Origin of the sequence: Nocardia spumae (assembly GCF_020733635.1) — a bacterium.
GTDB lineage: Bacteria > Actinomycetota > Actinomycetes > Mycobacteriales > Mycobacteriaceae > Nocardia > Nocardia spumae.
In genome coordinates this window covers 5,828,376-5,853,123 of sequence record NZ_JAJFZL010000001.1, presented here as the reverse complement: position 1 = coordinate 5,853,123, position 24,748 = coordinate 5,828,376, and the positions used below count along the sequence as shown (strand labels likewise).

Below are 24,748 nucleotides of genomic sequence, written 5' to 3'. Positions count from 1 at the left end.
TCTTTCGGCGGGGCTGTGACAACTCGTGACACTCAGGCCGGCCGAAGTGACAGACGAGAAAGCCCCCGACCATACGGTCAGGGGCCTTCGTGGTGCCCTCGGCAGGATTCGAACCTGCGGCCTTCTGCTCCGGAGGCAGACGCTCTATCCCCTGAGCTACGAGGGCGGGGATTGGACCCGGTCGACACCAGTGTGTACGTCGTCCGATCGGGCGGAGAAAGCGTATCGCATCACACGGCGTGCACCAAAAGACCGCCCCGAGCAGGGATTGCGCGCGGGCTACCGGACGGGTTGGCCCGGCGGCACGGGTACGCCGGGAATGCCCTCGGGAACGCCGGGCATACCGGGGAGTGCCGGGATGGCGGGGATACCCGCTGGCAGTTCGCCGTCCATCTGGCCGGTGGGGGACTGATCCGGGGCGTCCTTGTCGGCGTGGTGCCGCGATTTCGGGACGAAATAGACGATCAGCAACACGACAAGGGCGACGATCACCACCGTCGCGCCGATGAGCCACCAGGGGATGCGCCGACGGGCCGGTGGCGTGGAGGTGCCGTTGAACGCCCCGCCGGGGGCGGATTTGGCGGCGGCACGAATCGCCTTCGCTGATTTGGCGCTGGTGTTCGGCATCGGCGTTGCGCTCTCTTCGTCGTGGGCTGATGGGTTTCGCGGGGGTTCGCGGGGGTTCGGCCCGGAGCCGGGGTGCCGTAGCAGGTCCCGCTGGTAGCGCATACCCGCTCGGACCATAGGATAGAGAGTCGTGACTCCAGCTGACCTTGCAGATCTCCTTCGTGCGACCGCGGCGAAGGTGCTCGTCGAACGTGGATCCGACCCTGCGGTCCTGCCCGACGAGGTCAAAGTGGAGCGCCCCCGTAATCCGGAACACGGAGACTATGCCACGAATGTTGCTATGCAGGTGGGCAAGAAAGCGGGAATGAACCCGCGCGAACTGGCCGGTCTGCTGGCCGACGCCCTGGCGGCCACCGACGGCATCGAATCCGCGGATGTGGCGGGCCCCGGCTTCCTGAACATCCGGCTCGCGGCGGCCGCGCAGGGCGCGATCGTCGAGCAGATCCGGGCCGCGGGTGAGGCCTACGGCACCGCGCGGACGCTCGCCGGAACCACGATCAACCTGGAATTCGTCTCGGCCAACCCGACCGGCCCGGTCCACCTGGGCGGCACCCGCTGGGCATCGGTGGGTGACGCGCTCGGGCGCATCCTGGCCGCCCAGGGCGCCGATGTCACCCGCGAGTACTACTTCAACGATCACGGCGCCCAGATCGACCGGTTCGCCGAATCGCTGGTCGCCGCGGCGACGGGTGCGCCCACTCCGGAAAACGGTTACGCCGGTGCGTATATCGGCGAGATCGCCGAGAAGATCACGAGCGCGCACCCCGACGCGGTGAGCCTGCCGGCCGACCAGCGGCACGAACTGTTCCGCCACGAGGGCGTCGAGCTGATGTTCGCCCATATCAAGCAGACTCTGCACGATTTCGGCACCGACTTCGACGTGTACTTCAACGAGAGTTCGCTGTTCGCCTCCGGCGCTGTGGAGAAGGCCCTGGATCAGCTCAAGGCATCGGGCAATCTCTACTCCAAGGACGGCGCCTGGTGGATCGCCAGCACCGAATACGGTGACGACAAGGACCGTGTCGTCATCAAGAGCGACGGCAAGTCCGCCTATATCGGTGGCGATATCGCCTATTTCCAGAACAAGCGCGCCCGCGGTTTCGATCTGTGCATCTACATGCTCGGTGCCGACCACCACGGCTACATCGGCCGCCTGAAGGCCGCCGCGGCTGCCTTCGGCGACGATCCGAACACGGTCGAGGTGCTGATCGGCCAGATGGTCAATCTGGTGCGTGACGGGATCGCGGTGCGGATGAGCAAGCGGGCCGGCACCGTGGTGACCCTCGACGATCTGGTCGAGGCGATCGGCGTCGACGCGTCCCGGTACGTACTGGTGCGCAGTTCGGTGAACTCCAGTATCGATATCGACCTGGATCTGTGGACCAAGCAGAGCAGTGAGAACCCGGTCTACTACGTGCAGTACGCGCACGCTCGCACCTGCGCGGTCGCCCGCAATGCCACGGAGTTCGAATTCGCCGGTGTCACACCGGATCTGGGCCTGCTGACCGCCGACGAAGAGGGTGAGCTGATCCGCACCCTCGGTGAGTTCCCGGCCGTCGTCGCCAGTGCCGCGACGCTGCGTGAACCGCACCGCGTCGCCCGCTACCTGGAGGAACTGGCCGGCGCCTACCACCGCTTCCAAACCAACAAGACACTGCGGATCCTGCCGCAGAACGACGACCCCGTGCAGCCGGTCAACGCCGCTCGCCTGCAACTGGTCGACGCGACCCGTCAGGTGCTGTCCAACGGCCTGGCCCTGCTGGGCGTATCCGCACCGGAGCGCATGTGAACGCCGGGAACGGCAGTCGTCGATCCGGCGACCGTGTGAGGAAGGAATTATTGTGAGTGCGCATCCGGCCGGGCCTCGGCATGCCGAGATCCCCCATGCTCCGAACCTGCCGGAGCGGCCCGCCGACCCCCGCGAGATGATCGACCTGCCCGAGAAGGTGTGGCCGCGCAACGCGTCCCGCGACGCCGAGGGCGTGGTCCGCCTGGCCGGGGTGCCCGTCACCGACCTCGCCGCCGAATTCGGCACCCCGCTGTTCGTCGTGGACGAGGACGACTTCCGTTCGCGGTGCCGGGATATGATCCGCGCCTTCGGTCCCGGCGCGCGGGTTCACTACGCCTCCAAGGCATTCCTGTGCGGCGAGATCGCGCGCTGGGTGCGTGACGAGGGCCTGCACCTGGACGTGTGTTCCGGCGGCGAACTGGCCGTCGCACTGCACGGTGGTTTCCCCGCCGAGCGAATCGCGTTGCACGGCAACAACAAATCGGTGGGCGAGCTGGAGTTCGCGGTCACCGCGGGTGTCGGTCACATCGTCGTCGACTCGCTGATCGAGATCGAGCGCCTGGAAGAGGTCGCCGCGCTGGCCGGTGTGGTCCAGGACGTCCTGGTCCGGGTCACCGTCGGCGTGGAAGCCCATACCCACGAATACATTTCGACCGCCCACGAGGATCAGAAATTCGGCTTCTCGATCGCCGGCGGCGATGCGATGGAGGCGCTGGCGCGGGTGTTCGAGGCGCGCAATCTGCGCCTGGTCGGCCTGCACAGTCACATCGGCTCGCAGATCTTCGACATAGACGGTTTCGAGATCTCCGCGCGGCGCATGCTGCGGTTGCTGCACGACGCGATCGAGAAGTTCGGCGTCGAGCGCACCGAGCAGATCGCGATTCTGGATCTCGGTGGCGGACTGGGTATTTCGTACCTGCCGAGCGACGATCCGCCGCCGCTGGACGAGTTCGCGGGCAAGGTGCGCCAACTGGTCGAGGCCGAGGCCGCGCAGATCGGACTGCCCACCCCGACCATCGCGGTCGAACCGGGCCGCGCGATCGCCGGTCCCGGCACCGTGACGCTGTACGAGGTCGGCACCACCAAGGACGTCTCCCTGGATGCCGGTGCCCAGCGCCGCTACGTCAGCGTCGACGGGGGCATGAGCGACAACATCCGGCCCGCGCTGTATCAGGCCGAGTACGACTGCCGGTTGGTCTCACGATCCAGCGAGAGCGCGCCGGTGGTGGCGCGTGTAGTCGGAAAGCATTGCGAGAGTGGCGATATCGTCATCCGCGACACCTGGATGCCGGCCGATGTCGGCCCCGGTGACCTGATCGCGGTCGCGGCCACGGGCGCGTACTGCTATTCGATGGCCAGCCGCTACAACATGCTCACCCGCCCGGCCGTGGTCGCGGTGCGGGACGGGGCGGCGCGGCTGGTGCTGCGCCGGGAGACGGTGGCGGATCTGATGAGCCTGGAAGCGACGGAGGTGGGTTCATGACCGAGGCGGCCAACCAGGCCCGAGGTGGTTTCGGGGCCGAACATCCCCTCGGTGTGGCGGTGCTCGGCATGGGCAACGTCGGTACCGAGGTGGTGCGCATTCTGCGCGAGCACGCCGACGATCTGCGCTCGCGCGTGGGCGCGCCGGTGGTGCTGCGCGGTGTGGCGGTGCGCCGCATCGATGTCGACCGCGGCATCCCCGCCGATCTGCTGACCACCGATGCCGAGGCGCTGGTCGGCCGCGACGATGTCGATCTGGTCGTCGAGGTGATGGGCGGAATCGATCCGGCCCGCAAGCTGATCCTGGCCGCCCTCAACGCCGGCAAGTCGGTGGTGACGGCGAACAAGGCGCTGCTGGCCGACTACACCGGTGAGCTGGCGGCCGCGGCCGAGGGCAGCCGCGCGGACCTCTATTTCGAGGCCGCCGTCGCCGGGGCCATCCCGGTGGTGCGCCCGCTGATCCAGTCGATGTCCGGTGATCGGGTGAATCGGGTCGTCGGAATCGTCAACGGCACAACGAATTTCATTCTCTCGGCGATGGACGAGACCGGCGCCGACTATGCCGACACGCTGGCCGAGGCGACCCGGCTCGGATACGCCGAGGCGGATCCGACCGCCGATGTCGAGGGCTACGACGCCGCCGCGAAGGCCGCGATCCTGGCGTCGCTGGCCTTTCACACCCGCGTCACCGCCGCCGACGTCTACCGCGAAGGCATCTCGAAGATCACCTCTGAGGATCTCGAGACCGCCGATGCGGTCGGCTGCACGGTGAAGCTGCTCGCCCTCTGCGAGCGCATGCCAGGAAGTGAACGGCTGTCGATGGACGGCTCCGCGGTCTGCAATCCCGGCGAGGACGAGACGAGCACCGTTCGTCCCGGCGGTAAGGAGCGGGTGTCGGTGCGCGTCTACCCGGCGCTGATCCCGCGCAAGCATCCGCTGTCGTCGGTCACCGGCGCCTTCAACGCGGTGGTGGTCGAGGCCGAGAACGCGGGCCGGCTGATGTTCTACGGTCAGGGCGCCGGCGGTGCGCCGACCGCCTCGGCCGTCATGGGTGACCTGGTGATGGCGGCCCGCAACAAGTTCTACGGTGGCCGCGCACCGGGTGAATCGGTTTATGCTGAGCTGCCGATCGCGCCGATCGGCGACATCCCGACCCGCTATCACGTGAACCTGCAGGTCGCCGACCGCACCGGGGTTCTGCAGGCGGTGTCCGGCAAATTCGCCGAGCACGGTGTCAGCATCTCGACGGTCCGCCAGGAGGGACACGACGAGGGCGCACGACTGGTCGTGGTCACCCACCACGCACCGGAGTCGGCGCTGGCCGATACGGTGGCAGCACTTGCCGAGTTGGATTCCGTCACGTCCGTGACCAGCGTCTTGAGATTGGAAGGCACCGAGGAATGAGTCAGACAGGAGCGCCGCCGTCGGCCGGGGCCGTGCACACTCCGTGGCCGGGGCTGATCGCCGCGTACCGGGATCGGCTGGCGGTCGGCGCCGATTGGGAGCCGGTCACGCTGTACGAGGGCGGAACCCCGCTGGTGCCCGCGCACCACCTGTCGGAGCTCACCGGCTGTGAGGTGTATCTCAAGGTCGAGGGCCTGAATCCGACCGGATCCTTCAAGGATCGCGGGATGACGATGGCGATGACCGACGCCAAGGCCCGCGGCCAGAAGGCCGTGCTGTGCGCCTCCACCGGCAACACCTCCGCCTCCGCGGCGGCCTACGCCACCCGCGCCGGAATGCACTGCGCGGTGCTGATCCCGCAGGGCAAGATCGCGATGGGCAAGCTCGCCCAGGCGGTCATGCTCGGCGCCAAGATCATTCAGGTCGAGGGCAATTTCGACGACTGCCTCGAACTGGCACGCAAGGTCACCTCCGACTTCCCCGAGGTCGGCCTGGTGAACTCGGTGAATCCGGCCCGCATCGAGGGGCAGAAGACCGCTGCCTTCGAGATCTGCGACGCGCTGGGCAAGGCCCCCGATGTCCACGCGCTGCCGGTGGGCAACGCGGGCAACATCACCGCGTACTGGAAGGGCTACAGCGAATATCACGCCGACGGTCTGACCACGGGCCGTCCGCGGATGCTCGGTGTCCAGGCCGCCGGCGCCGCCCCGCTGGTGAACGGTGCGCCGGTGAAGGATCCCGAGACCATCGCCACCGCCATCCGGATCGGCGCCCCCGCGTCGTGGAACAGCGCGGTGGCCGCCAAGGAGCAGTCCGGCGGCGCCTTCCGGGCGGCCACCGACGACGAGATCCTGGCCGCGTATCGCCTGGTCGCGAGCACCGAGGGCGTTTTCGTGGAACCCGCCTCGGCCGCCAGCGTGGCTGGTCTGCTGGCCGCCCGCGCGGAGGGCTGGCTCGAGCCCGGTCTCACCGTGGTGTGCACCGTGACCGGTAACGGTCTCAAGGATCCCGACACCGCGCTGCTGGGTATGCCGCAGGTCCAGGCGATCTCGGTGGATCCGGTAGCGGTGGCGCGCGAGCTCGAGTTGGCCTGAGTTGAGTTCGCGCGAAGGTCAGTTGATGACGCGGACGCTCCCACCCGGTATCACCGTCACCGCGCGGGTGCCGGCCTCCAGCGCCAATCTCGGCCCCGGTTTCGACTCGCTCGGTATCGCTTTGGGGTTGTACGACGAGATCGTCGTGCGCACCACCGATTCCGGGCTTACCATCCGAGTGGAGGGCGAGGGCGCCGATGACGTCCCCTGGGGCCCTTCGCATCTGGTGGTTCGCGCGATCGAACGGGGGTTGGAAGCCGCGGGCGTCTGGGCCGATGGGCTGGATGTGGTGTGCCGCAACGTCATTCCGCATTCGAGAGGTTTGGGATCGTCCGCCTCGGCGGTGGTCGGCGGGCTGGCCGCCGCGCGCGGGCTGGCCGCCAAATTCGATCCGGCGCTGCCGGGTTCGGATGCCGAATTGGTGCAGTTGGCTTCGGAATTCGAGGGTCATCCCGACAACGCGGCCGCCAGCGTCCTCGGCGGCATCGTGGTGTCGTGGACCGAGACCGACCGCGCCGGTGAACTCGACGCGGGCGGTACCGTCGAGCACCACCAGCGCGTTTACCGCGCGGTACGGCTTGATCCGCACCCGAACCTGCGCGCCACGGTGCTGATCCCGCAGGAGCGGTCCTCGACCGCGCACACCCGCGGCCTGCTGCCGGATATGGTTCCGCACGGCGACGCCGCGTTCAACGTCAGCCGCGCGGCGCTGGCGGTGGTCGCGCTGACCGACCGTCCCGACCTGCTCCTGCCGGCGACCCAGGACCGCTTGCATCAGGGCTACCGGTCCTCGGCGCTGCCGCTGACGACCGCGTGGATCGCGCGTTTGCGGATGGCCGGGCTCGCCGCGATGGTGTCGGGCGCCGGTCCGACGATCTTGGCGCTGGGAACCGAAGAATTTCCGGACGACCTGCGTAAACTCGCAGACAGCGAGGGTCTGCGCGTGGTCGAACCGGATATTTCCGCGGGTGTACGCGTGGATTGATGGCGTGGCTGCCTTGCTGACCTGATCAGACAGAGCTATCCTGAGCACGTCCGTACATCGTGCGCGTCAGACGCCGGTGCTTCATCAGGGCAATCGCTCCAGCAGGCTCCTTGCTTCAAGCTAAGTGGCTCGGGGGCTCGAATCACTCGGGACTTCGACCTCGACGTGGGGGACAGCGACTGGAATGATCACTCCCATTCAATGAACCGGTGGCCGTGACCAGGTGGTAATTCCATCGGTCCGGCGGGGCAGGCGATACGGCATCCGAGCTCGGCACAGTGATCGGGCTTCGGGACGAACCCTCGAATATGCACACGGCAATCGAGGGAAGGAAAGGATCTCCGTGACAGATACGGACCTGCTCGCGACACCCGGGGTGGACACCACTGCTGGTCCCTCGGACGGCCGCGAAAGTGACTCCGGACAGATTTCGAAGATGAGCGAACACACCGACGTCGCACGATCGGGGCTGACTGGAATGTTGTTGCCGCAGTTGCGTGCGCTTGCCGGAGAGCTCGGTATCCGAGGCACATCCGGTATGCGCAAGGGCGATCTCATCGCCGCCATCAAGGAAAACCAGGCCTCCGCCGGCAAGCCCGCGCGCGGTGGCCGGGGCGATGCGAAATCCGCCGATGCCGACGCGACGCCCGCGTCGAATGCCGACGTAGCGACCGAATCCGGTGCGCCGTCGAAGAACGAGACTTCCAAGTCCGCCGAAACGAGCGGTAAGGATCGCGCCAAGAACGAGTCGAAGGGCGGCGGCCGCAACGGCGTCGCGCGCGGCCGGCAGCAGACGCTCGACGGCGTCGCCGACTCCGCACCGGCCGACGGCGCCCCCGCGAAGGCCGCCGCCAAGACGGATCAGTCCGCGAAGCCGGAGAAGGCGGAATCCGCTGCGCGCCCGGCGGATTCGGGTGACGAGTCCGGTCGTGAGGGTGGTCAGCGCGGTCGGGGCCGGCAGCGTCGTGGCCGCGACCAGCGCGGTGACGGTGACAACCGCGCCGAGGCCAAGACCGAATCGAAGGCCGAGACCTCGGGCGACGCCAAGCCGGACCAGGACTCGGGCGAGCGTCGTCGCGACCGCAACCAGTCCGGTGGCGGTCAGAACCAGGCCGGTCAGAACGGCCCGGCCCGCGGCAACGACGACGAGGAAGGCGGTCGCGGTCGCCGCGGTCGCCGGTTCCGGGAGCGCCGCCGTGGCGGTCGTGATCGTGAGGGCGGCGAGGGCCGCGACGTCGAGCTGCGCGACGACGATGTCCTGCAGCCGGTGGCCGGCATCCTCGATGTGCTCGACAACTACGCGTTCGTCCGGACCTCCGGCTATCTGGCCGGTCCGAACGATGTGTATGTCTCGATGAACCTGGTGCGCAAGAACGGTCTGCGCCGCGGTGACGCGATCACCGGTGCGGTCCGCGCTCCGCGCGAGGGTGAACAGGGCAATCAGCGCCAGAAGTTCGACCCGCTGGTGCGGCTGGACACGGTCAACGGCTCGGATGTCGATGCTTCCAAGCGCCGTCCGGAGTTCAACAAGCTGACTCCGCTGTACCCGAACCAGCGACTGCGCCTGGAAACCCAGCAGAACAAGCTCACCACGCGCGTGATCGACCTGATCATGCCGATCGGCAAGGGGCAGCGCGCCCTGATCGTGTCGCCGCCGAAGGCCGGTAAGACCACGATTCTGCAGGACATCGCGAATGCGATCGCCATCAACAACCCCGAGTGCTACCTCATGGTCGTGCTGGTGGACGAGCGTCCCGAAGAGGTCACCGATATGCAGCGCTCGGTGCGCGGCGAGGTGATCGCCTCGACATTCGACCGGCCGCCGAGCGATCACACCTCGGTCGCCGAGCTGGCGATCGAGCGGGCCAAGCGCCTGGTGGAGATGGGGCAGGACGTCGTCGTGCTGCTCGACTCGATCACCCGTCTGGGCCGCGCCTACAACAACTCCTCGCCGGCGTCGGGTCGCATCCTGTCCGGTGGTGTGGACTCCACCGCGCTGTACCCGCCCAAGCGATTCCTCGGCGCGGCGCGCAACATCGAGAACGGCGGCTCGCTGACCATCATCGCCACCGCGATGGTGGAGACCGGTTCCACCGGTGACACGGTCATCTTCGAGGAGTTCAAGGGCACCGGTAACGCCGAGCTCAAACTCGATCGCAAGATCGCCGAGCGTCGCGTGTTCCCGGCCGTCGACATCAACCCCTCCAGCACCCGCCACGACGAGCTGCTCATGTCGCCCGACGAGATGGCGGTCGTGCACAAGCTGCGCCGGGTGCTGTCGGGCCTGGATTCGCAGCAGGCGATCGACCTGCTCATCGACCGGTTGAAGAAGTCGAAGAACAACGTCGAATTCTTGATGACGGTCTCGAAGACCGCGCCGGGAGCCTTGGACGAGTAAGAGGTCGTGCGCACACACTGCGGCGGTTCGCGCTTTCGGGCGCGGCCGCCGCGGTGCGTTGGACGGGTCTTTCCTTCGTATCGTCGCGCCGCGGCGGCCGCGGCGCGTAGAACAGCAGGCCGACCACCGCGGCGCCGGCGATCAGCCCGATCAGGATCAGGGCGGTGGCCCCGGTGATCGTGCCGGTGTAGACCGAGTTCGCGGCGAACTGATAGGCCTTCGGCGGTGCTGCGGCGGGAGCGGCGGGTTCGGGGTCGGGCCGGCCCGGGGCGGTGATCCACCCGGCCGTCGCCATCAGCGCCAATGCGGCCAGAACCGCACCGGCGGAGATCTCTCTCGCATACGTACCCCCCGGCAGCACGCGGATTCGACGAGTATCCCGAGGACGGGCATCGAGTGCGGGGGCTCGGGATCTGCGCGCCCCCGGCACGGCGTGGAAAATCACTGGTGTCCCTCGCGTCGTCGGTTCGTCGGGCATAGGCCCCTACTCCTGCAACGAATCTACGAACAAAGGTGTTCACATTCCCGAGTAGGCGACTACTCGTTTTCACCCTCGCTCGAGCGCGCCGAAAGCGCGTGCCACCAGTTCCTGGGGCTCCGGCCCCGTTCACGCCGGACGGTGACGGGAACAAACCGGTCGTGGGGTGCGTTGTGGGTGCGTATCGGCGGTTCTGGCATACTGGATCGTCGGTGCGTCTGCGATCGGCAGACCATCCCGCCTAGTCGGTTCCGGTTCACGTCCAGTAAGGCCGCGCAGCGCTGCTGTGGGCTCGGGCGACCCGGGGCCAGATCGAGAGGACACCCATGAAGGCAGGAATCCACCCGGCATACGTGCCGACCACCGTTGTCTGCGGTTGCGGCAACACCTTCCAGACTCACAGCACCAAGGAGTCGGGCCACATCACCGTCGAGGTCTGCTCGCAGTGCCACCCGTTCTACACGGGCAAGCAGAAGATCCTCGACACCGGCGGCCGCGTCGCCCGCTTCGAGGCCCGCTACGGCAAGCGTGCCAAGAAGTCCGAGTCCTCGGAAGCCAAGTAGCTACCCCGCCAACGCCCGTCCTGCCAGCGCAGGCCGGGCGTTGGTGCGTTTCTGGTGTCCGATACTCCGAGCAGGAGGCATAACCGCCATGGCCGACAAGATCACGGCCCCATCCGCCATCGACGACATCCTCGCCGAACACGCCGGCCTGGAGACGCAGCTGTCCGATCCCGCGCTGCACAACGACCCGGCCGAGGCCCGGCGCGTCGGTAAGCGGTTCGCCGAACTGGCGCCGATCATGTCGACCTACACCAAACTCGGCACCGCCCGTGACGACCTCGCCGCGGCCCGGGAGCTGGCCGCCGACGATTCGTCGTTCGCGGCCGAGGTTCCCGGCCTCGAACAGCAGGTGGCCGAGCTCGAGAAGACGCTCACCGATCTGCTCGCCCCGCGTGATCCGCACGATGCCGACGATGTCGTGCTCGAGGTGAAATCGGGTGAAGGGGGCGAGGAGTCGGCACTGTTCGCCTCCGATCTGGCCCGGATGTATATCCGCTATGCCGAACGGCACGGCTGGAAGGTCGAGGTTCTCGACGCCAACGTCTCCGATCTGGGCGGATACAAGGAGGCCACGCTGTCGATCAAGAGCCGCGAGCCCAGCCGTGACGGCGTCTGGTCGCGGCTGAAGTTCGAGGGCGGCGTGCATCGCGTCCAGCGAGTGCCGGTGACCGAATCCCAAGGCCGCATCCATACCTCCGCGGCCGGCGTGCTGATCTATCCGGAGCCGGATGAGGTCGAACAGGTGCAGATCGACGAATCCGATCTGCGCATCGACGTCTACCGTTCCTCCGGTAAGGGCGGCCAGGGTGTCAACACCACCGACTCGGCGGTTCGCATCACCCACCTGCCCACCGGCATCGTGGTGACCTGTCAGAACGAGCGCTCCCAGCTGCAGAACAAGTTGCGTGCCATGCAGGTGCTCTCGGCGCGGTTGCAGGCGTTGGCCGAGGAACAGGCCGAGGCCGACGCTGCCGCGGGCCGCGCGTCGCAGATTCGGACGGTCGACCGTTCCGAGCGCATCCGCACCTACAACTTCCCCGAGAACCGCATCACCGATCACCGCATCGGCTTCAAGGCACACAACCTGGACTCGGTGCTCGACGGTGAGCTGGACGCTCTGCTGAACGCGCTCGGTGAGGCCGACCGCACCGCGCGGCTCGCGGCAGAGTAGGAATCGAGGGCCCACCGATGGGCGAAACTCCCGTGGCGAGCGGTCACCATCGCGTGCCGCTGCGTCCCGCGATCAACGAGGCGGTCGGGGTACTGGCCGCGGCGGGCGTACCCAGTCCGCAGATCGACGCCGAACACCTCGCAGCCCATATCCTCGAGGTCGAGCGGCCGCGGCTGGCGTTGATCCCGATGGTCACCCCCGAACAACTCGAGCGGTTCCGCAAGCTCGTGGCCCGGCGCGCCGAGCGGGTGCCGTTGCAGCATCTGACCGGAATCGCGTCGATGGGTGAGGTGGACCTCGAGGTCGGTCCGGGAGTTTTCGTTCCGCGCCCGGAAACCGAGTTGATCTTCGCCTGGGCGCTGGCGCAACTGGAGGCCGCCGGACACGACCACCCGCCGATCGTGGTCGACCTGTGCACCGGATCCGGTGCGCTGGCCCTGGCGATCGCGAACGCTCGCCCCGACGTCGAGGTGCACGCCGTCGAAATCGACCCCACCGCACGGCAATGGGCGCAGCGCAACGCCGATCGGCAAGCGGCACTGGGGGATACGCCGATCACCGTGCACGCCGGCGATGTCACCGACCCCGCGGTGCTCGCCGAACTCGACGGCCGGGTCGACGTGGTGGTCGCCAATCCGCCCTATATCCCCGCCGGTGCCCGGCTGGATCCCGAAGTGGCCGAACACGATCCGCATTCGGCGCTGTTCGCCGGCCGGGACGGTCTGGCGGTGATCGGACCGATGATCGCCACCATCGCCCGGTTGCTGCGCCCCGAGGGCGTCACCGCGGTCGAACACGACGATTCGCACGGTCCGCGGGTCGCGGCTCTGTTCGAGGCGCAGGGCGGTTTCGTCGGGATCGCCGAACATCCCGACCTGGCCGGGAAGCCACGCTTCGTCGCGGCCCGATCGCGAAACCGATGAGGGTGCCGGGCCGGTGACGTGATCTTCACACCGGCGCCCGGCATCCACGCGGGAATACCGATCGGCCGCGCGCCGGAATCAGCGCGGTGAGGCCCGGCCGAACCGGATCGACGTGACCGTGTGCCCGCTGATTGCTGTCGGCGGTCTGACGGTCACGGTCCGATCCCGGATGCGATCGACGGGACGCCGGTACGCGATATCGAGCCCGCTGTGGCCGCGTTCGCACCGCGCGGAATCGTTCGTCAACCGTCGTGGTCACACGAGTTGACGGCCGGCTACCGGAGCTGAGTTCGCCGGCCGCGTGCCAATTGCTTCCGGCGCCGTGCCGGATGCGCCGGTCGAATGTGCCCGGCGGTTTCTGGGGCGCCCTGATCGACCCCGCCGTCGGGACCGGAGTACAGGCCGCCGGGCTCAGGTCCGACGCCGGACAACGTGCCGTGAGACACATTCAATAGACTCACCGCCGTGAGTACCGTCTACGACTGCTCCGATCCCGATTCTCGTGCTGCCGGTGTGACTGCCGCGCGGACGACCCTGAAATCCGGACGGCTGGCCGTCATACCCACCGACACGGTCTATGGAATCGCCGCGGACGCGTTCGATTCCGCGGCCGTCGCCGCCCTGCTGGCGGCCAAGCGTCGCGGGCGCGATATGCCGGTGCCGGTGCTGGTGGGTTCGTGGAACACCATCGACGGACTCGTCTTCTCCGTGCAGCCGCAGGCCCGGGACCTGATCCGGGCCTTCTGGCCCGGTGGCCTGAGCCTGGTCGTGCAGCAAGCGCCCTCGCTGGCCTGGGATCTCGGTGATGCCCGCGGGACGGTGATGTTGCGCATGCCGTTGCACCCCATCGCGCTGGAACTGCTGCGGGAGGTGGGCCCGATGGCGGTGTCGAGCGCGAACGTCTCCGGGCAGCCGCCCGCGACGACGGTGGCGGAGGCCCGCGCGCAGCTGGGCGAGCAGGTCGGTGTCTATCTCGACGGCGGCCAGGCCGAGCACGGCGTGCCCTCCACGATCGTGGACCTGACCGGTGACCGGCCGCGGGTGTTGCGGGCCGGCGCGGTGACCATCGATCGGGTCGCCGAGGTCCTGGGCATGTCGCCGGACGAACTCGCCCCCGAGCCCACCCGCTGACGGCCTGGTAGATGGTTTTCAGTCAGGGCGCGGTCGTCCCGCTCCGCGAACTCCTCCTGGTCCTGCTGGTATCCGCGGTGGTGACCATGTTGTCCACCGGCGGCATCCGGGTGCTGGCCATCGGCTTCGGCGCCATCGCGGTGCCGCGAGATCGCGATGTGCACCTGGAGCCGATTCCGCGGATGGGCGGGGTCGGCATCTACATGGGCGTGCTCGCCGCCGCGCTGTTCGCCCACCAACTGCCCGCGCTGCGCCGGGGCTTCGACTATCCCCGGGATATTCCGGCGGTCCTGATCGCCGGCACCCTGATCGTGCTGGTGGGCATAGTCGACGACCGCTGGGGCCTGGACGCGCTCACCAAATTCGTCGGGCAGATCACCGCGGCCGGCGTGATGGCCGTGATGGGACTGAGCTGGGTGGCCATCTACAACCCCTTCAGCAACACCACCGTGGTGCTGGACCAGTTGCAGGGCGGGGTGGTGACAGTGGCGATCACCGTCACCATGATCAACGCGATGAATTTCGTCGACGGTCTCGACGGCCTCGCCGCCGGACTGGGATTGATCGCCGCGCTCGCGGTCTTCGTATTCACCGTCGGTTTGCTCTACGAGCAGGGCGGCGCCACCGACACCTATCCGCCGGCCCTGCTGGCCGCGGCCCTGGCGGGTGGTTGCCTGGGATTTCTGCCACATAATTTCCATCCCGCGCGAATATTCATGGGCGATTCCGGCTCTATGTTGATCGGCTTGCTGCTCGCCGCGGTTTCCACCGGCGCCTCCGGTCGAATTCCGCTCACCGGATACGGGCCGCGCGACATCGTGGGTCTGTTGTCACCGCTGTTGCTGGTGGGGGCGGTGATGTTCATTCCGGTACTCGATCTGGTACTCGCAATCGTCCGGCGCGTACGCGCGGGCGTGAGTTTCTCCACACCCGACAAAATGCATCTGCACCATCGGTTGTTGCAGATCGGCCATTCTCATCGCCGCGTCGTGTTGTTGATCTATCTGTGGGTCGGCGTCCTGGCTTTTGCGGCGGTCGGCACATCTTTGATGGATCGGACGGTAGTGGTCCTGCTGTTCGCGGCCGGTTTGGTTTTCGCTCTGGTTGTGACGGCCGTCCCATCTTTGCGCGAGCTGCCCGGGCTACGCGGTCGCCGCAAGTAAGGACCGAGTAAAGTGGCTCAACGTGAGCACGGCACCCGAATTCCATCCCGATGCCCCGCTACGAGCTGCGTTGCGCTACGGCATCGCCGGATTGTGCGTATTGGTCCTGGTTTCGGTGGTTGCCGGCTCGATCGCCGCGGGCTGGGCCGGTTTCTGGGGGGCGTTGATCGGATCCGCGATCGGTGGATTCTTCATTCTCATGACCGCGGCCCTCGTGCTGTTCAGTGCGAAATTGGATTCCGGCATTCAGGGCATGGTCATGCTGGCGAGCTGGATCGGCAAACTCCTGGTCGTGATGATCGTCGTCGCGATCTTGCACCAGTTCGATTTCTACAGCCCGGGCACGCTGTTCCTGACCGTCGTCGGGGCGTTGCTGATTGTTCTCGGAGCGGAGACGTACGGACTTCTGCGCCAACGTGTTCCGGTGATCGATCCGCCGGCCGGGTCCGCGGACCAAGATCATTCCAGCGTGTGAGCCGACCCCCTACACGTTGTCGTAGATAGCTTGGTAAACTCTTTACCGTAAGCACCGAACCCCGGGGGCGATCACATCGTTACCGGTGGCAGAGGCTATGCTTGCTGCCGTGCCGGACCTTCTGTGAGAAGTACCGGCCCTGCACCGTCGACGATGTCGCCGACGTACAGACGCCACGGCGGGACTTCCCGCGCAGCTGCTGACGAACTTCGAGCCGACCTGAGTCGACCACCTGATCGTCAATGTCCGATCGAACCGCGGGATGAAACATGTCCCGCGGCCCGAACACGGGAGAGAATGCTGAGCGTCACCACTCTGGCGGGCGAGTTCCACGCGCCTTCGCTACAAGACTTCTTCCCCGATGCACTGCTGTTCGGGGGGACACCTTTCGAGATCGACCGGTTGATGATGGTTCGCCTCATCATGGCGGCGGTGCTGATTGCGGTTATGTTGCTCGCATTCCGCAGTCCTCGTCTCGTTCCCCGTGGTCTGCAGAACATCGCGGAGATCGGCCTGTTGTTCGTTCGTGAGCAGATCTGCGATGAAGTGCTGGGCAAGAAGACCGGCCGCAGGTTTTTCCCGCTGATCGCCACGATCTTCTTCACGGTGCTGTTCCTGAACTTCTCCAGCGTCATACCGCTGTTGAACATTTCCTCGAACGCGCGCGTCGGAATGCCGATTGTGCTGGCCGCCATCGCCTACATCACGTTCAACTACGTGGGTATTCGCAAGTACGGCTTCTGGCGGTACATGCGCTCGTCGATCGTCGTGCCGAATGTTCCGATCGCGTTGCACGGGCTGCTGATTCCGATCGAGTTCGTCTCGACCTTCATCCTGCGTCCGTTCACGCTGACCGTCCGACTCATGGCCAACATGCTGTCCGGTCACATCATGCTGGTGCTGTTCTTCAGCGCCACCCAGTTCTTCCTCTTCGACGCCGCTTCGTGGATGAAGGTCTTCTCGCCGTTCTCCTTGCTCGCGGGACTCGGATTCACACTGTTCGAACTTCTGGTGATCTTCCTGCAGGCCTATGTGTTCGCGCTGTTGACGGCTGTGTACATCAGCCTCGCCGAACACGCCGACTCGCACTGACCGCTCGACCGCACAAGAACTGCCCCACACGCCGCCGGGTGGGTGGGCAACAGAAAGGGAAAGAAATCTCATGAGCCTCTCCTACGTGGCCGCCGAACTCGCCCAGACCTCGGATCGGGTCAAGGGCTACGGCGCTATCGGTTACGGTCTGGCCGCCATCGGCCCGGGTGTCGGCGTCGGCATCGTCGTCGGTAAGGCGATCGAGGGCATCGCCCGTCAGCCCGAGCTGCAGGGCACCATCCGGACCAACATGTTCCTGGGTATCGCGTTCACCGAGGCCCTGGCTCTGATCGGTCTCGTCGCCGGCTTCATTTTCTGATTCCGATGAACAGCATGTACTTGCTCGCCGAGAATGCAGAGGACAAGAACCCTCTGATTCCGGAGCCATACGACATCGTCTGGTCGGTGGTGTGCGTTGTCGTCATCGGGGTCCTGTTCTACAAGTACGTCGTTCCCCGGTTGACGAAGGTGCTCGACGAGCGCTCGGAGAAGATCGAAGGCGGCATGGCCAAGGCCGAGGTCGCGCAGGCCGAGGCTCAGGAAACCCTGCAGCAGTACCAGCAGCAGCTGGCGGAGGCCCGGCTCGAGGCGGCACGCATCCGTGAGGAAGCGCGCACCCAGGGCCAGCAGATCCTCGCCCAGCTGCGGTCGGAGGCGCAGGCCGAGGCCGATCGCATCGTCACCGCAGGCCACGCTCAGCTGGACGCGCAGCGTCAGCAGATCGTGACCGAGCTTCGGTCCGAGCTCGGCCGCACCGCGGTCGACCTGGCCGAGAAGATCATCGGGCAGTCCGTGGCGGACGAAGCCAAGCAGGCTGCGTCCATCGACCGGTTCCTGACCGAGCTGGATGAGAAGGCCAGCATCGGGGTCGGAAGGTAACCTGCGCCTGAGAGGTCTTGTTCGGTGACGCAAGTCACCGGCACGATCACACCGGGCCCCGGAATTCGAACCAGTGAAAGTGGGAAGCATGTACGCAGCGAGCCGCGAGGCGAGTTCCCGTGCGAGGGAAGCTCTTTCGGCCGCACTCACCGGGAGTGACTCCGTCGCCGCCACGACGGGCTCCGAACTGTTCGCCGTAGTCGCCGTGCTCGACGACCAGCGTTCGCTGCGTGTGGCGCTCGCGGATAAGTCGGTGTCGAGTTCGGTGCGCGCCGAACTGGCCGAGCGTGTGTTCGGCGGCAAGATCAGCGCGGCCACTCAGGCCGTGCTGACCACTGCCGTCGCGCAGGACTGGTCCCGTACCCGGGATCTGGTCGACACCCTCGTGCTGCTCGGGCAGGAGGCGTTGTTGCGCTCCGCGGCCGATCGCGGACGTATCGACGCCGTCGAGGACGAACTGTTCCGGTTGGGTCGCACCGTCGAGGACAATCCGAATCTGGAGCAGGCGCTCACCGATCACGGCAAGCCGGCAGCGGCGAAGCGGGATCTACTGGTGCGGTTGCTCACCGGCAAGGTCGAAGACGTCACCATGCAGTTGGCCGAGCAGGCGGTCGGCCGCTCGCACGGTGATGTCGGCGTCGCCTTCGACCAGTTGTCCGATCTGGCGGCGTCGCTGCGCAAGCAGATCGTCGCGCACGTTCGTTCGGCGACGGCCCTCACGCAGCAGCAGCGAGACCATCTCGCCGCATCGCTGCAGCGCATCTACGACAAGCCGGTCACGATCCACGTGCAGGTCGACCCGACCCTGCTGGCCGGCGTCGTCGTGCGCATCGGTGACGACGTCATCGACGGCAGCGCTGTCGGTCGACTGCAGCGCCTGCGCCAAGCCCTGGCCTAGGCCGGACCCCAGCCGATCGACCCGGCACCCACCCGACATTCCAGACCACAGCGAGAGCAGGAAGAACCATGGCGGAGCTGACGATCTCCCCCGATGAGATCCGTAGCGCGATCGAAAGCTACACCCAGAGCTACACCCCCGAGACCTCCATCGAGGAGATCGGTACGGTCACCGACACCAGTGACGGCATCGCGCACGTCAGTGGACTGCCGTCGGCGATGACCAACGAGATCCTCGAATTCCCCGGCGGTGTGCTGGGTGTCGCGTTGAACCTCGACCCCGACGAGATCGGTGCGGTCATCCTCGGTGAGTTCGACGGCATCGAAGAGGGCCAGCAGGTCCGCCGCACCGGTGACGTGCTCTCGGTGCCGGTCGGCGACAAGTTCCTGGGCCGCGTCATCAACCCCCTCGGCCAGCCGATCGACGGCCTGGGCGAGATCGAGGCCGACGAGCGCCGCGTGCTGGAGTTGCAGGCCGCGACCGTGCTGGAGCGCCAGCCGGTCGAGGAGCCGATGGCCACCGGCATCACCGCCATCGACGCGCTGACCGCCATCGGTCGTGGCCAGCGTCAGCTGGTCATCGGCGACCGCAAGACCGGTAAGACCGCGGTCTGCATCGACGCCATCCTGAACCAGAAGGCCAACTGGGAGTCCGGCGATCCGACGAAGCAGATGCGCTGCATCTACGTCGCGATCGGCCAGAAGGGCTCCACCATCGCCGGCGTGAAGTCCGCGCTCGAGGCGCACGGTGCGATGGAGTACACCACCATCGTCGCCGCCCCCGCGTCCGACTCCGCCGGTTTCAAGTGGCTCGCGCCCTACACCGGTTCCGCGCTCGGCCAGCACTGGATGTACCAGGGCAAGCACGTCCTGATCGTGTTCGACGACCTGTCCAAGCAGGCCGAGGCCTACCGCGCCATCTCGCTGCTGCTGCGCCGCCCGCCGGGCCGTGAGGCGTACCCCGGCGATGTCTTCTACCTGCACTCCCGTCTGCTGGAGCGTTGCGCGAAGCTGTCCGACGCGATGGGCGCGGGTTCGATGACCGGTCTGCCGATCATCGAGACCAAGGCCAACGACATCTCGGCCTTCATTCCGACCAACGTCATCTCCATCACCGACGGCCAGGTCTTCCTCGAGTCCGACCTGTTCAACAAGGGTGTGCGACCGGCTATCAACGTCGGTACCTCCGTCTCCCGTGTCGGTGGCGCCGCTCAGACCAAGGCGATGAAGACCGTCGCCGGTTCGCTGCGTCTGGAGCTGGCCTCCTATCGTGAGCTCGAGGCCTTCTCGGCCTTCGCCTCCGACCTCGACGCCGCGTCGCTGGCTCAGCTCGAGCGCGGCGCCCGCTGGGTCGAGCTGCTCAAGCAGGATCAGTACTCGCCGGTCCGGGTCGAGGACCAGATCGTGTCGATCTATCTGGTCGATGCCGGGTACTACGACTCGGTTCCGGTCGGGGACGTTCGTCGCTTCAACGCCGAGCTGCTCGAGCACCTGCACAACAAGGCGCAGAGCTCCTTCGACGCACTCGACGGTGGCGCCAAGAGGCTCGAAGGTGAGGCCGCCGACGCGCTGAAGACCGAGACCGAGCGCTTCAAGCAGGGCTTCCTGGCTTCCGACGGCAGTCGCGTGGTCAACGAGGCCGAGGCGGGCGAGCTGGATCACGAAGAGGTCGAGTCGCTGTCGGTCACCCGCAAGCACGTCGAGAAGTAAGCCGGGTCCGACGATGCCTACCGATCCGACGCGCGGCATGCGCGACCGGCGCGAAGGAGGCAGCTTGCGTAACCACGCAGCGCCCCGCGCCATGCCGCAATCAGATACAGAAGGGAGTGTGAACCGCTGATGGCGAACTTGCGTGAATTGCGCTCCCGTATTCGTGGCGTGAGCTCGATCAAGAAGATCACCAAGGCCCAGGAACTGATCGCGACCTCGCGAATCAGCAAGGCCCAGGCTCGGGTTGCGGCCGCGAAGCCGTATGCGGAAGAGATCACGAAGGTGCTCGGCGAACTGGCCGCTGCCTCGTCCAATCTCAACCATCCGCTGCTCACCGAGCGGGCGAATCCGCGCCGCGCCGCCATCCTGGTCATCTCCAGCGACAGCGGTATGTGCGGCGGTTACAACTCCAACGTGCTCAAGCGCGCCGAAGAGCTGATGACGACGCTGCGCTCCGAGGGCAAGGAGCCGGTGCTGTATGTGATGGGCAACAAGGGCCTGACGTACTACACGTTCCGTCGCCGCTCGGTGTCGGGATCGTGGACGGGCTTCTCGCAGCAGCCGCACTACACCGACGCCTCGGCCGCGTGCCGGCACCTGGTCGACATGTTCATGGCGGGTTCCGACAGCGAGGTCACCGCACCGGACGGTGCGGGCACGATCGAGGGTGTGGACGAGATCCACATCGTCTACACGCGCTTCGTGTCGATGCTGTCGCAGGTTCCCGAGGTACGCCGGCTGGCCCCCATCCAGGTCAGCTTCGTGGACGAGAACTACGAACTCGGTGAGGACATGCTGACGGACTCTCCGGACGCGCAGATCTCCTCGCTGTACGAGTTCGAGCCCGATGCGGACAAGTTGCTCGGTGCCCTGCTGCCGAAGTACATCAACACCCGCATCTACTCGTCGTTGCTCGAGGCCGCGGCCTCGGAGTCGGCCGCGCGCCGCACCGCAATGAAGGCTGCCACCGACAACGCCACCGAGCTGGTCAATACCCTGACCCGCCAGGCGAACTCGATCCGGCAGGCCAACATCACGCAGGAAATCAGTGAAATCGTCGGCGGCGCGAACGCGCTGGCGAGCTCGGACCGCGACTAAGCCCCCCGCGGTATGAGCGACGAGCCCGAAGGAGGGAGCTTGCGTAACCACGTAGGGCTCCGCAAATACCGCAATCTACTCGGAGAGAAAAGATGACCGCAGCTGTCACCCAAGAAAACACAAGCCGGGCGGGCGCTGGCACAGGCCGCGTCGTCCGGGTAGCCGGCCCCGTCGTTGACGTCGAGTTCCCGCGCGGCGCCATTCCGGAGCTGTTCAACGCTCTGCACGCCGACATCACCCTGCCGTCGGTGGCCAAGACCCTGACCCTCGAGGTCGCGCAGCATCTGGGCGACAACATCGTCCGCACCATCTCGATGCAGCCGACCGACGGCCTGGTCCGCGGCGTTCCGGTGTCCGACACCGGTAAGCCGATCTCGGTGCCGGTCGGTGACGTCACCAAGGGCCACGTCTTCAACGCCCTCGGCGACTGCCTCGACACCCCCGGTCTGGGCCGCGACGGCGAGCAGTGGGGCATCCACCGCCAGCCGCCCGCCTTCGACCAGCTCGAGGGCAAGACCGAGATCCTGGAAACGGGTATCAAGGTCATCGACCTGCTGACCCCGTACGTGAAGGGCGGCAAGATCGGTCTGTTCGGTGGTGCCGGTGTCGGCAAGACCGTTCTGATCCAGGAGATGATCACCCGTATCGCGCGTGAGTTCTCCGGTACGTCGGTGTTCGCCGGCGTCGGTGAGCGCACCCGTGAGGGCACCGACCTCCACCTGGAAATGGAAGAGATGGGCGTCCTCCAGGACACCGCCCTCGTCTTCGGCCAGATGGACGAGCCGCCGGGCACCCGTATGCGTGTCGCCCTGTCCGCGCTGACCATGGCGGAGTACTTCCGCGATGTGCAGGGTCAGGACGTGCTGCTGTTCATCGACAACATCTTCCGTTTCACCCAGGCCGGTTCCGAGGTCTCGACCCTGCTGGGTCGTATGCCCTCGGCCGTCGGTTACCAGCCGACCCTGGCGGACGAGATGGGTCAGCTGCAGGAGCGCATCACCTCGACCCGTGGTCGTTCGATCACCTCGATGCAGGCGATCTACGTCCCCGCCGACGACTACACCGACCCGGCGCCGGCGACCACCTTCGCCCACCTGGATGCGACCACCGAGCTTTCCCGCCCGATTTCGCAGAAGGGTATCTACCCGGCCGTCGACCCGCTGACCTCGACCTCTCGTATCCTCGAGGCGTCGATCGTCGGTGAGCGGCACTTCGCGGTGGCCAACGAGGTCAAGCGCATCCTGCAGAAGTACAAGGAACTGCAGGACATCATCGCGATTCTGGGTATGGACGAGCTCTCCGAAGAGGACAAGGTTCTCGTCGGCCGCGCCCGTCGTCTGGAGAAGTTCCTCGGCCAGAACTTCATCGTGGCCGAGAAGTTCACCGGTCAGCCGGGTTCGGTCGTGCCGCTGGAGCAGACCATCGACGACTTCGAGCGGGTCTGCAAGGGCGAGTTCGACCACCTGCCGGAGCAGGCGTTCAACTCCTGCGGTGGCCTGGACGACGTCGAGGCGGCCGCGAAGAAGATCGCCGGGAAGTAGTCACCATGGCGGATATGTCAGTTGATCTGGTCGCCATCGAGCGGCGGCTGTGGTCGGGCCAGGCGAGTTTCGTCAGCGCCCAGACCACGGAAGGTCAGATCGGTATTCTGCACGGTCACGAGCCCGTCCTCGGCCAGCTGGTCGAGGGTGGCATCGTGACCATCGAGAGCGCCGAGGGCGAGCGGATCGTCGCGGCCGTGCACGGTGGTTTCTTCTCCTGCACGGGTGAGGCCGTCCGGATTCTCGCCGAGTCGGCGGAATTCGCGGCCGATGTCGATATCGACGCCGCGCGTGCGGTACTGGCCGATCCGAATTCCTCGGAGCAGGAGCAGAATGCGGCGACCGCGCGCGTGCGTGCGGTCGAAGCGGCCGGAGCCTGATCCCGGACTGCCGCGCCGAGGAGATACCCACGGCGACAATCGAATAGCGTCAGACGTATGGCGGCCCGGATATCCCGGGCCGCCATACGTCGTCTCGGTGGCCCTGTGAGGTGTGTGCTTCAACGTACGGGCCTCGCGCCGCGTAACCTGATCGAGCGTGTGCCCGCCGGATTTCCGGCCCGTCCGGACGGGTCTCGAATGCCGTTGTGCGACTGTGCTTCTGATCACCTTCCTCCGTATCGGCCGATGTGCCGATATTCTCGTTTGTGGAACGGATGTACCGGCTGTGTGCCACCTCGCTCCGGTTTGTAGACTCGCTGCCGGAGCGGCCTTGTACGGGGATGGCACGGCGCTGGCGACGGCACAGGGGCGAAGCGAAGGGACGGGCCTGGATTGCGGACCGGGATGATACTTCTGATCATTCTGGTGCTGCTGCTGGTCGGCGTGGCGCTGGTTTCGCTGTATCGCCTGATCATGTTGCGCCGGGGCGGCACCGCGGCGATTCTGCGTGTACTGCCCGCACAGGGTGGTCAGGGCTGGCGGCACGGCTTGATCCGGTACGGCGAGTCCAGGCTCGTCTTCTACAAACTCACCAGCCTCAAGGTGGGGCCGGATTCGACGATCCGGCGGCTCGGTATCGAAGTGGTCGACCGGCGTTCCCCCGTAGGGGACGAGTACGACATCATGACCGACGACATCGTGGTGATCGCGGTCTCCGACGGTGACGGCAGCTATGAGCTGGCCCTGGACCGCGCCGCGCTGACGGCGTTTTTGTCCTGGGTCGAATCGCGGCCCTCCGAACGTATCCGGCGACGTCCCGGACGTTGACCGAGAAATAGGTGGTCACCAGCAATGAGTGTGCATCTGACGAAGATCTATACCCGCACCGGCGACGACGGTACGACCGGTCTGAGCGATTTCTCCCGGGTGCCCAAGACCGATCCGCGGCTGGTGGCCTACGCCGACTGCGATGAGACCAACGCCGCGCTGGGCGCCGCGCTGGCGCTGGGACACCCCGGGCCGCGCATCGCCGAGGTACTGCGCCAGGTACAGAACGACCTCTTCGATGCCGGCGCCGATCTGTCCACGCCGGTCGTGGCGGAGCCGAAATATCCGCCGCTGCGCATCACCCAGGCCTACATCGACCGTCTGGAGCGGTGGTGTGACGAGTTCAATTCCGAACTGGCGCCGCTGAATTCGTTCATTCTGCCCGGGGGTACGCCACTGGCGGCGCTGCTGCACATCGCGCGCACCGTGGCGCGCCGTGCCGAACGCTCGGCGTGGGCAGCCGTCGACGCCCATTCCGAGGATCTGGGCGTGTTGCCGGCGAAGTACCTGAATCGGCTGTCCGATCTGCTGTTCATCCTCGGGCGGGTCGCCAACCCGGACGGTGACGTGCTGTGGCGTCCGGGTGGATCGGAGACCGGCGGACCGGCCTCGACCGACCAGTCCTCCCGTTAGGCTGACC

At 66.7% G+C, this 24,748-nt stretch carries 23 protein-coding genes and 1 tRNA gene; 22 read left to right on the top strand and 2 right to left on the bottom strand.

Annotated elements, in window-relative coordinates:
- Positions 1 to 90: 90 nt before the first annotated feature.
- Together LKD76_RS26030 and LKD76_RS26025 are read right to left on the bottom strand one after the other, a co-directional pair.
- Positions 91 to 166 (bottom strand) — tRNA-Arg (locus tag LKD76_RS26030).
- A 113-nt stretch (positions 167 to 279) separates the two neighbouring features.
- A complete protein-coding gene (locus tag LKD76_RS26025; protein WP_227984046.1) occupies positions 280 to 627 on the bottom strand; it encodes a hypothetical protein in 348 nt (115 codons plus the stop codon).
- 130 nt (positions 628 to 757) lie between these two features.
- Between LKD76_RS26025 and argS the strand changes: the two genes are divergently transcribed.
- The 22 genes from argS (at position 758) to LKD76_RS25915 (ending at position 24,741) form a co-directional block, all read left to right on the top strand.
- Positions 758 to 2,416, top strand: coding sequence for an arginine--tRNA ligase (gene argS / locus LKD76_RS26020; protein WP_227984045.1), 1,659 nt, complete (start codon positions 758 to 760; stop codon positions 2,414 to 2,416).
- Positions 2,417 to 2,468: 52 nt separating this feature from the next.
- Positions 2,469 to 3,899, top strand: coding sequence for a diaminopimelate decarboxylase (lysA, locus tag LKD76_RS26015; RefSeq protein ID WP_227984044.1), 1,431 nt, complete (start codon positions 2,469 to 2,471; stop codon positions 3,897 to 3,899).
- Entirely contained in the window at positions 3,896 to 5,302 is a 1,407-nt protein-coding gene (locus LKD76_RS26010; RefSeq protein ID WP_227984043.1) for a homoserine dehydrogenase, read from the top strand. The genes lysA and LKD76_RS26010 overlap by 4 nt, the downstream gene beginning before the upstream one ends.
- The gene (gene thrC / locus LKD76_RS26005; protein WP_227984042.1) at positions 5,299 to 6,396 is read left to right on the top strand and encodes a threonine synthase; all 1,098 of its coding nucleotides are present in this window, start codon (positions 5,299 to 5,301) and stop codon (positions 6,394 to 6,396) included. The genes LKD76_RS26010 and thrC overlap by 4 nt, the downstream gene beginning before the upstream one ends.
- Before the next feature lie 25 nt (positions 6,397 to 6,421).
- Positions 6,422 to 7,381, top strand: coding sequence for a homoserine kinase (gene thrB, locus LKD76_RS26000; protein ID WP_227984041.1), 960 nt, complete (start codon positions 6,422 to 6,424; stop codon positions 7,379 to 7,381).
- Positions 7,382 to 7,724: 343 nt separating this feature from the next.
- Positions 7,725 to 9,779 (top strand): transcription termination factor Rho, encoded by a 2,055-nt coding sequence (gene rho / locus LKD76_RS25995; protein ID WP_308188587.1) that lies wholly within the window; start codon positions 7,725 to 7,727, stop codon positions 9,777 to 9,779.
- Positions 9,780 to 10,583: 804 nt separating this feature from the next.
- Positions 10,584 to 10,820 (top strand): 50S ribosomal protein L31, encoded by a 237-nt coding sequence (gene rpmE / locus LKD76_RS25990; protein ID WP_227984040.1) that lies wholly within the window; start codon positions 10,584 to 10,586, stop codon positions 10,818 to 10,820.
- A gap of 88 nt (positions 10,821 to 10,908) precedes the next feature.
- Entirely contained in the window at positions 10,909 to 11,991 is a 1,083-nt protein-coding gene (prfA, locus tag LKD76_RS25985) for a peptide chain release factor 1 (RefSeq protein ID WP_227984039.1), read from the top strand.
- A 17-nt stretch (positions 11,992 to 12,008) separates the two neighbouring features.
- On the top strand, positions 12,009 to 12,914 hold the full coding sequence (gene prmC, locus LKD76_RS25980) for a peptide chain release factor N(5)-glutamine methyltransferase (RefSeq protein WP_227984038.1): 906 nt from the start codon (positions 12,009 to 12,011) through the stop codon (positions 12,912 to 12,914).
- Positions 12,915 to 13,379: 465 nt separating this feature from the next.
- Positions 13,380 to 14,045 carry an L-threonylcarbamoyladenylate synthase gene (locus LKD76_RS25975; protein ID WP_227984037.1) on the top strand — a complete coding sequence of 222 codons (666 nt, stop codon included), beginning with the start codon at positions 13,380 to 13,382 and terminating at the stop codon, positions 14,043 to 14,045.
- An 11-nt stretch (positions 14,046 to 14,056) separates the two neighbouring features.
- Positions 14,057 to 15,208: an MraY family glycosyltransferase gene (locus LKD76_RS25970; protein ID WP_227984036.1), complete on the top strand. Its 1,152-nt coding sequence runs from the start codon at positions 14,057 to 14,059 to the stop codon at positions 15,206 to 15,208.
- A 22-nt stretch (positions 15,209 to 15,230) separates the two neighbouring features.
- Complete coding sequence (locus tag LKD76_RS25965; RefSeq protein ID WP_227984035.1) at positions 15,231 to 15,683, top strand: Cg1360 family ATP-synthase-associated protein; 453 nt, start codon at positions 15,231 to 15,233, stop codon at positions 15,681 to 15,683.
- A gap of 297 nt (positions 15,684 to 15,980) precedes the next feature.
- Positions 15,981 to 16,775, top strand: a complete 795-nt coding sequence (atpB, locus tag LKD76_RS25960) for a F0F1 ATP synthase subunit A (protein ID WP_227984034.1) — start codon at positions 15,981 to 15,983, stop codon at positions 16,773 to 16,775.
- 70 nt (positions 16,776 to 16,845) lie between these two features.
- Entirely contained in the window at positions 16,846 to 17,094 is a 249-nt protein-coding gene (locus LKD76_RS25955) for an ATP synthase F0 subunit C (RefSeq protein WP_025347580.1), read from the top strand.
- 5 nt (positions 17,095 to 17,099) lie between these two features.
- A complete protein-coding gene (locus tag LKD76_RS25950) occupies positions 17,100 to 17,654 on the top strand; it encodes a F0F1 ATP synthase subunit B (RefSeq protein WP_227984033.1) in 555 nt (184 codons plus the stop codon).
- Positions 17,655 to 17,742: 88 nt separating this feature from the next.
- Positions 17,743 to 18,552: a F0F1 ATP synthase subunit delta gene (locus tag LKD76_RS25945; protein ID WP_227984032.1), complete on the top strand. Its 810-nt coding sequence runs from the start codon at positions 17,743 to 17,745 to the stop codon at positions 18,550 to 18,552.
- 68 nt (positions 18,553 to 18,620) lie between these two features.
- The gene (gene atpA / locus LKD76_RS25940; RefSeq protein WP_227984031.1) at positions 18,621 to 20,261 is read left to right on the top strand and encodes a F0F1 ATP synthase subunit alpha; all 1,641 of its coding nucleotides are present in this window, start codon (positions 18,621 to 18,623) and stop codon (positions 20,259 to 20,261) included.
- A gap of 129 nt (positions 20,262 to 20,390) precedes the next feature.
- The gene (locus LKD76_RS25935; protein WP_227984030.1) at positions 20,391 to 21,359 is read left to right on the top strand and encodes a F0F1 ATP synthase subunit gamma; all 969 of its coding nucleotides are present in this window, start codon (positions 20,391 to 20,393) and stop codon (positions 21,357 to 21,359) included.
- A gap of 92 nt (positions 21,360 to 21,451) precedes the next feature.
- On the top strand, positions 21,452 to 22,900 hold the full coding sequence (gene atpD, locus LKD76_RS25930; RefSeq protein WP_227984029.1) for a F0F1 ATP synthase subunit beta: 1,449 nt from the start codon (positions 21,452 to 21,454) through the stop codon (positions 22,898 to 22,900).
- Positions 22,901 to 22,905: 5 nt separating this feature from the next.
- Positions 22,906 to 23,280: a F0F1 ATP synthase subunit epsilon gene (locus LKD76_RS25925; RefSeq protein WP_227984028.1), complete on the top strand. Its 375-nt coding sequence runs from the start codon at positions 22,906 to 22,908 to the stop codon at positions 23,278 to 23,280.
- Between the two features lie 405 nt (positions 23,281 to 23,685).
- Entirely contained in the window at positions 23,686 to 24,108 is a 423-nt protein-coding gene (locus LKD76_RS25920; protein WP_227984027.1) for a DUF2550 domain-containing protein, read from the top strand.
- Positions 24,109 to 24,132: 24 nt separating this feature from the next.
- On the top strand, positions 24,133 to 24,741 hold the full coding sequence (locus LKD76_RS25915; RefSeq protein ID WP_227984026.1) for a cob(I)yrinic acid a,c-diamide adenosyltransferase: 609 nt from the start codon (positions 24,133 to 24,135) through the stop codon (positions 24,739 to 24,741).
- The last annotated feature ends 7 nt before the right edge of the window (positions 24,742 to 24,748 follow it).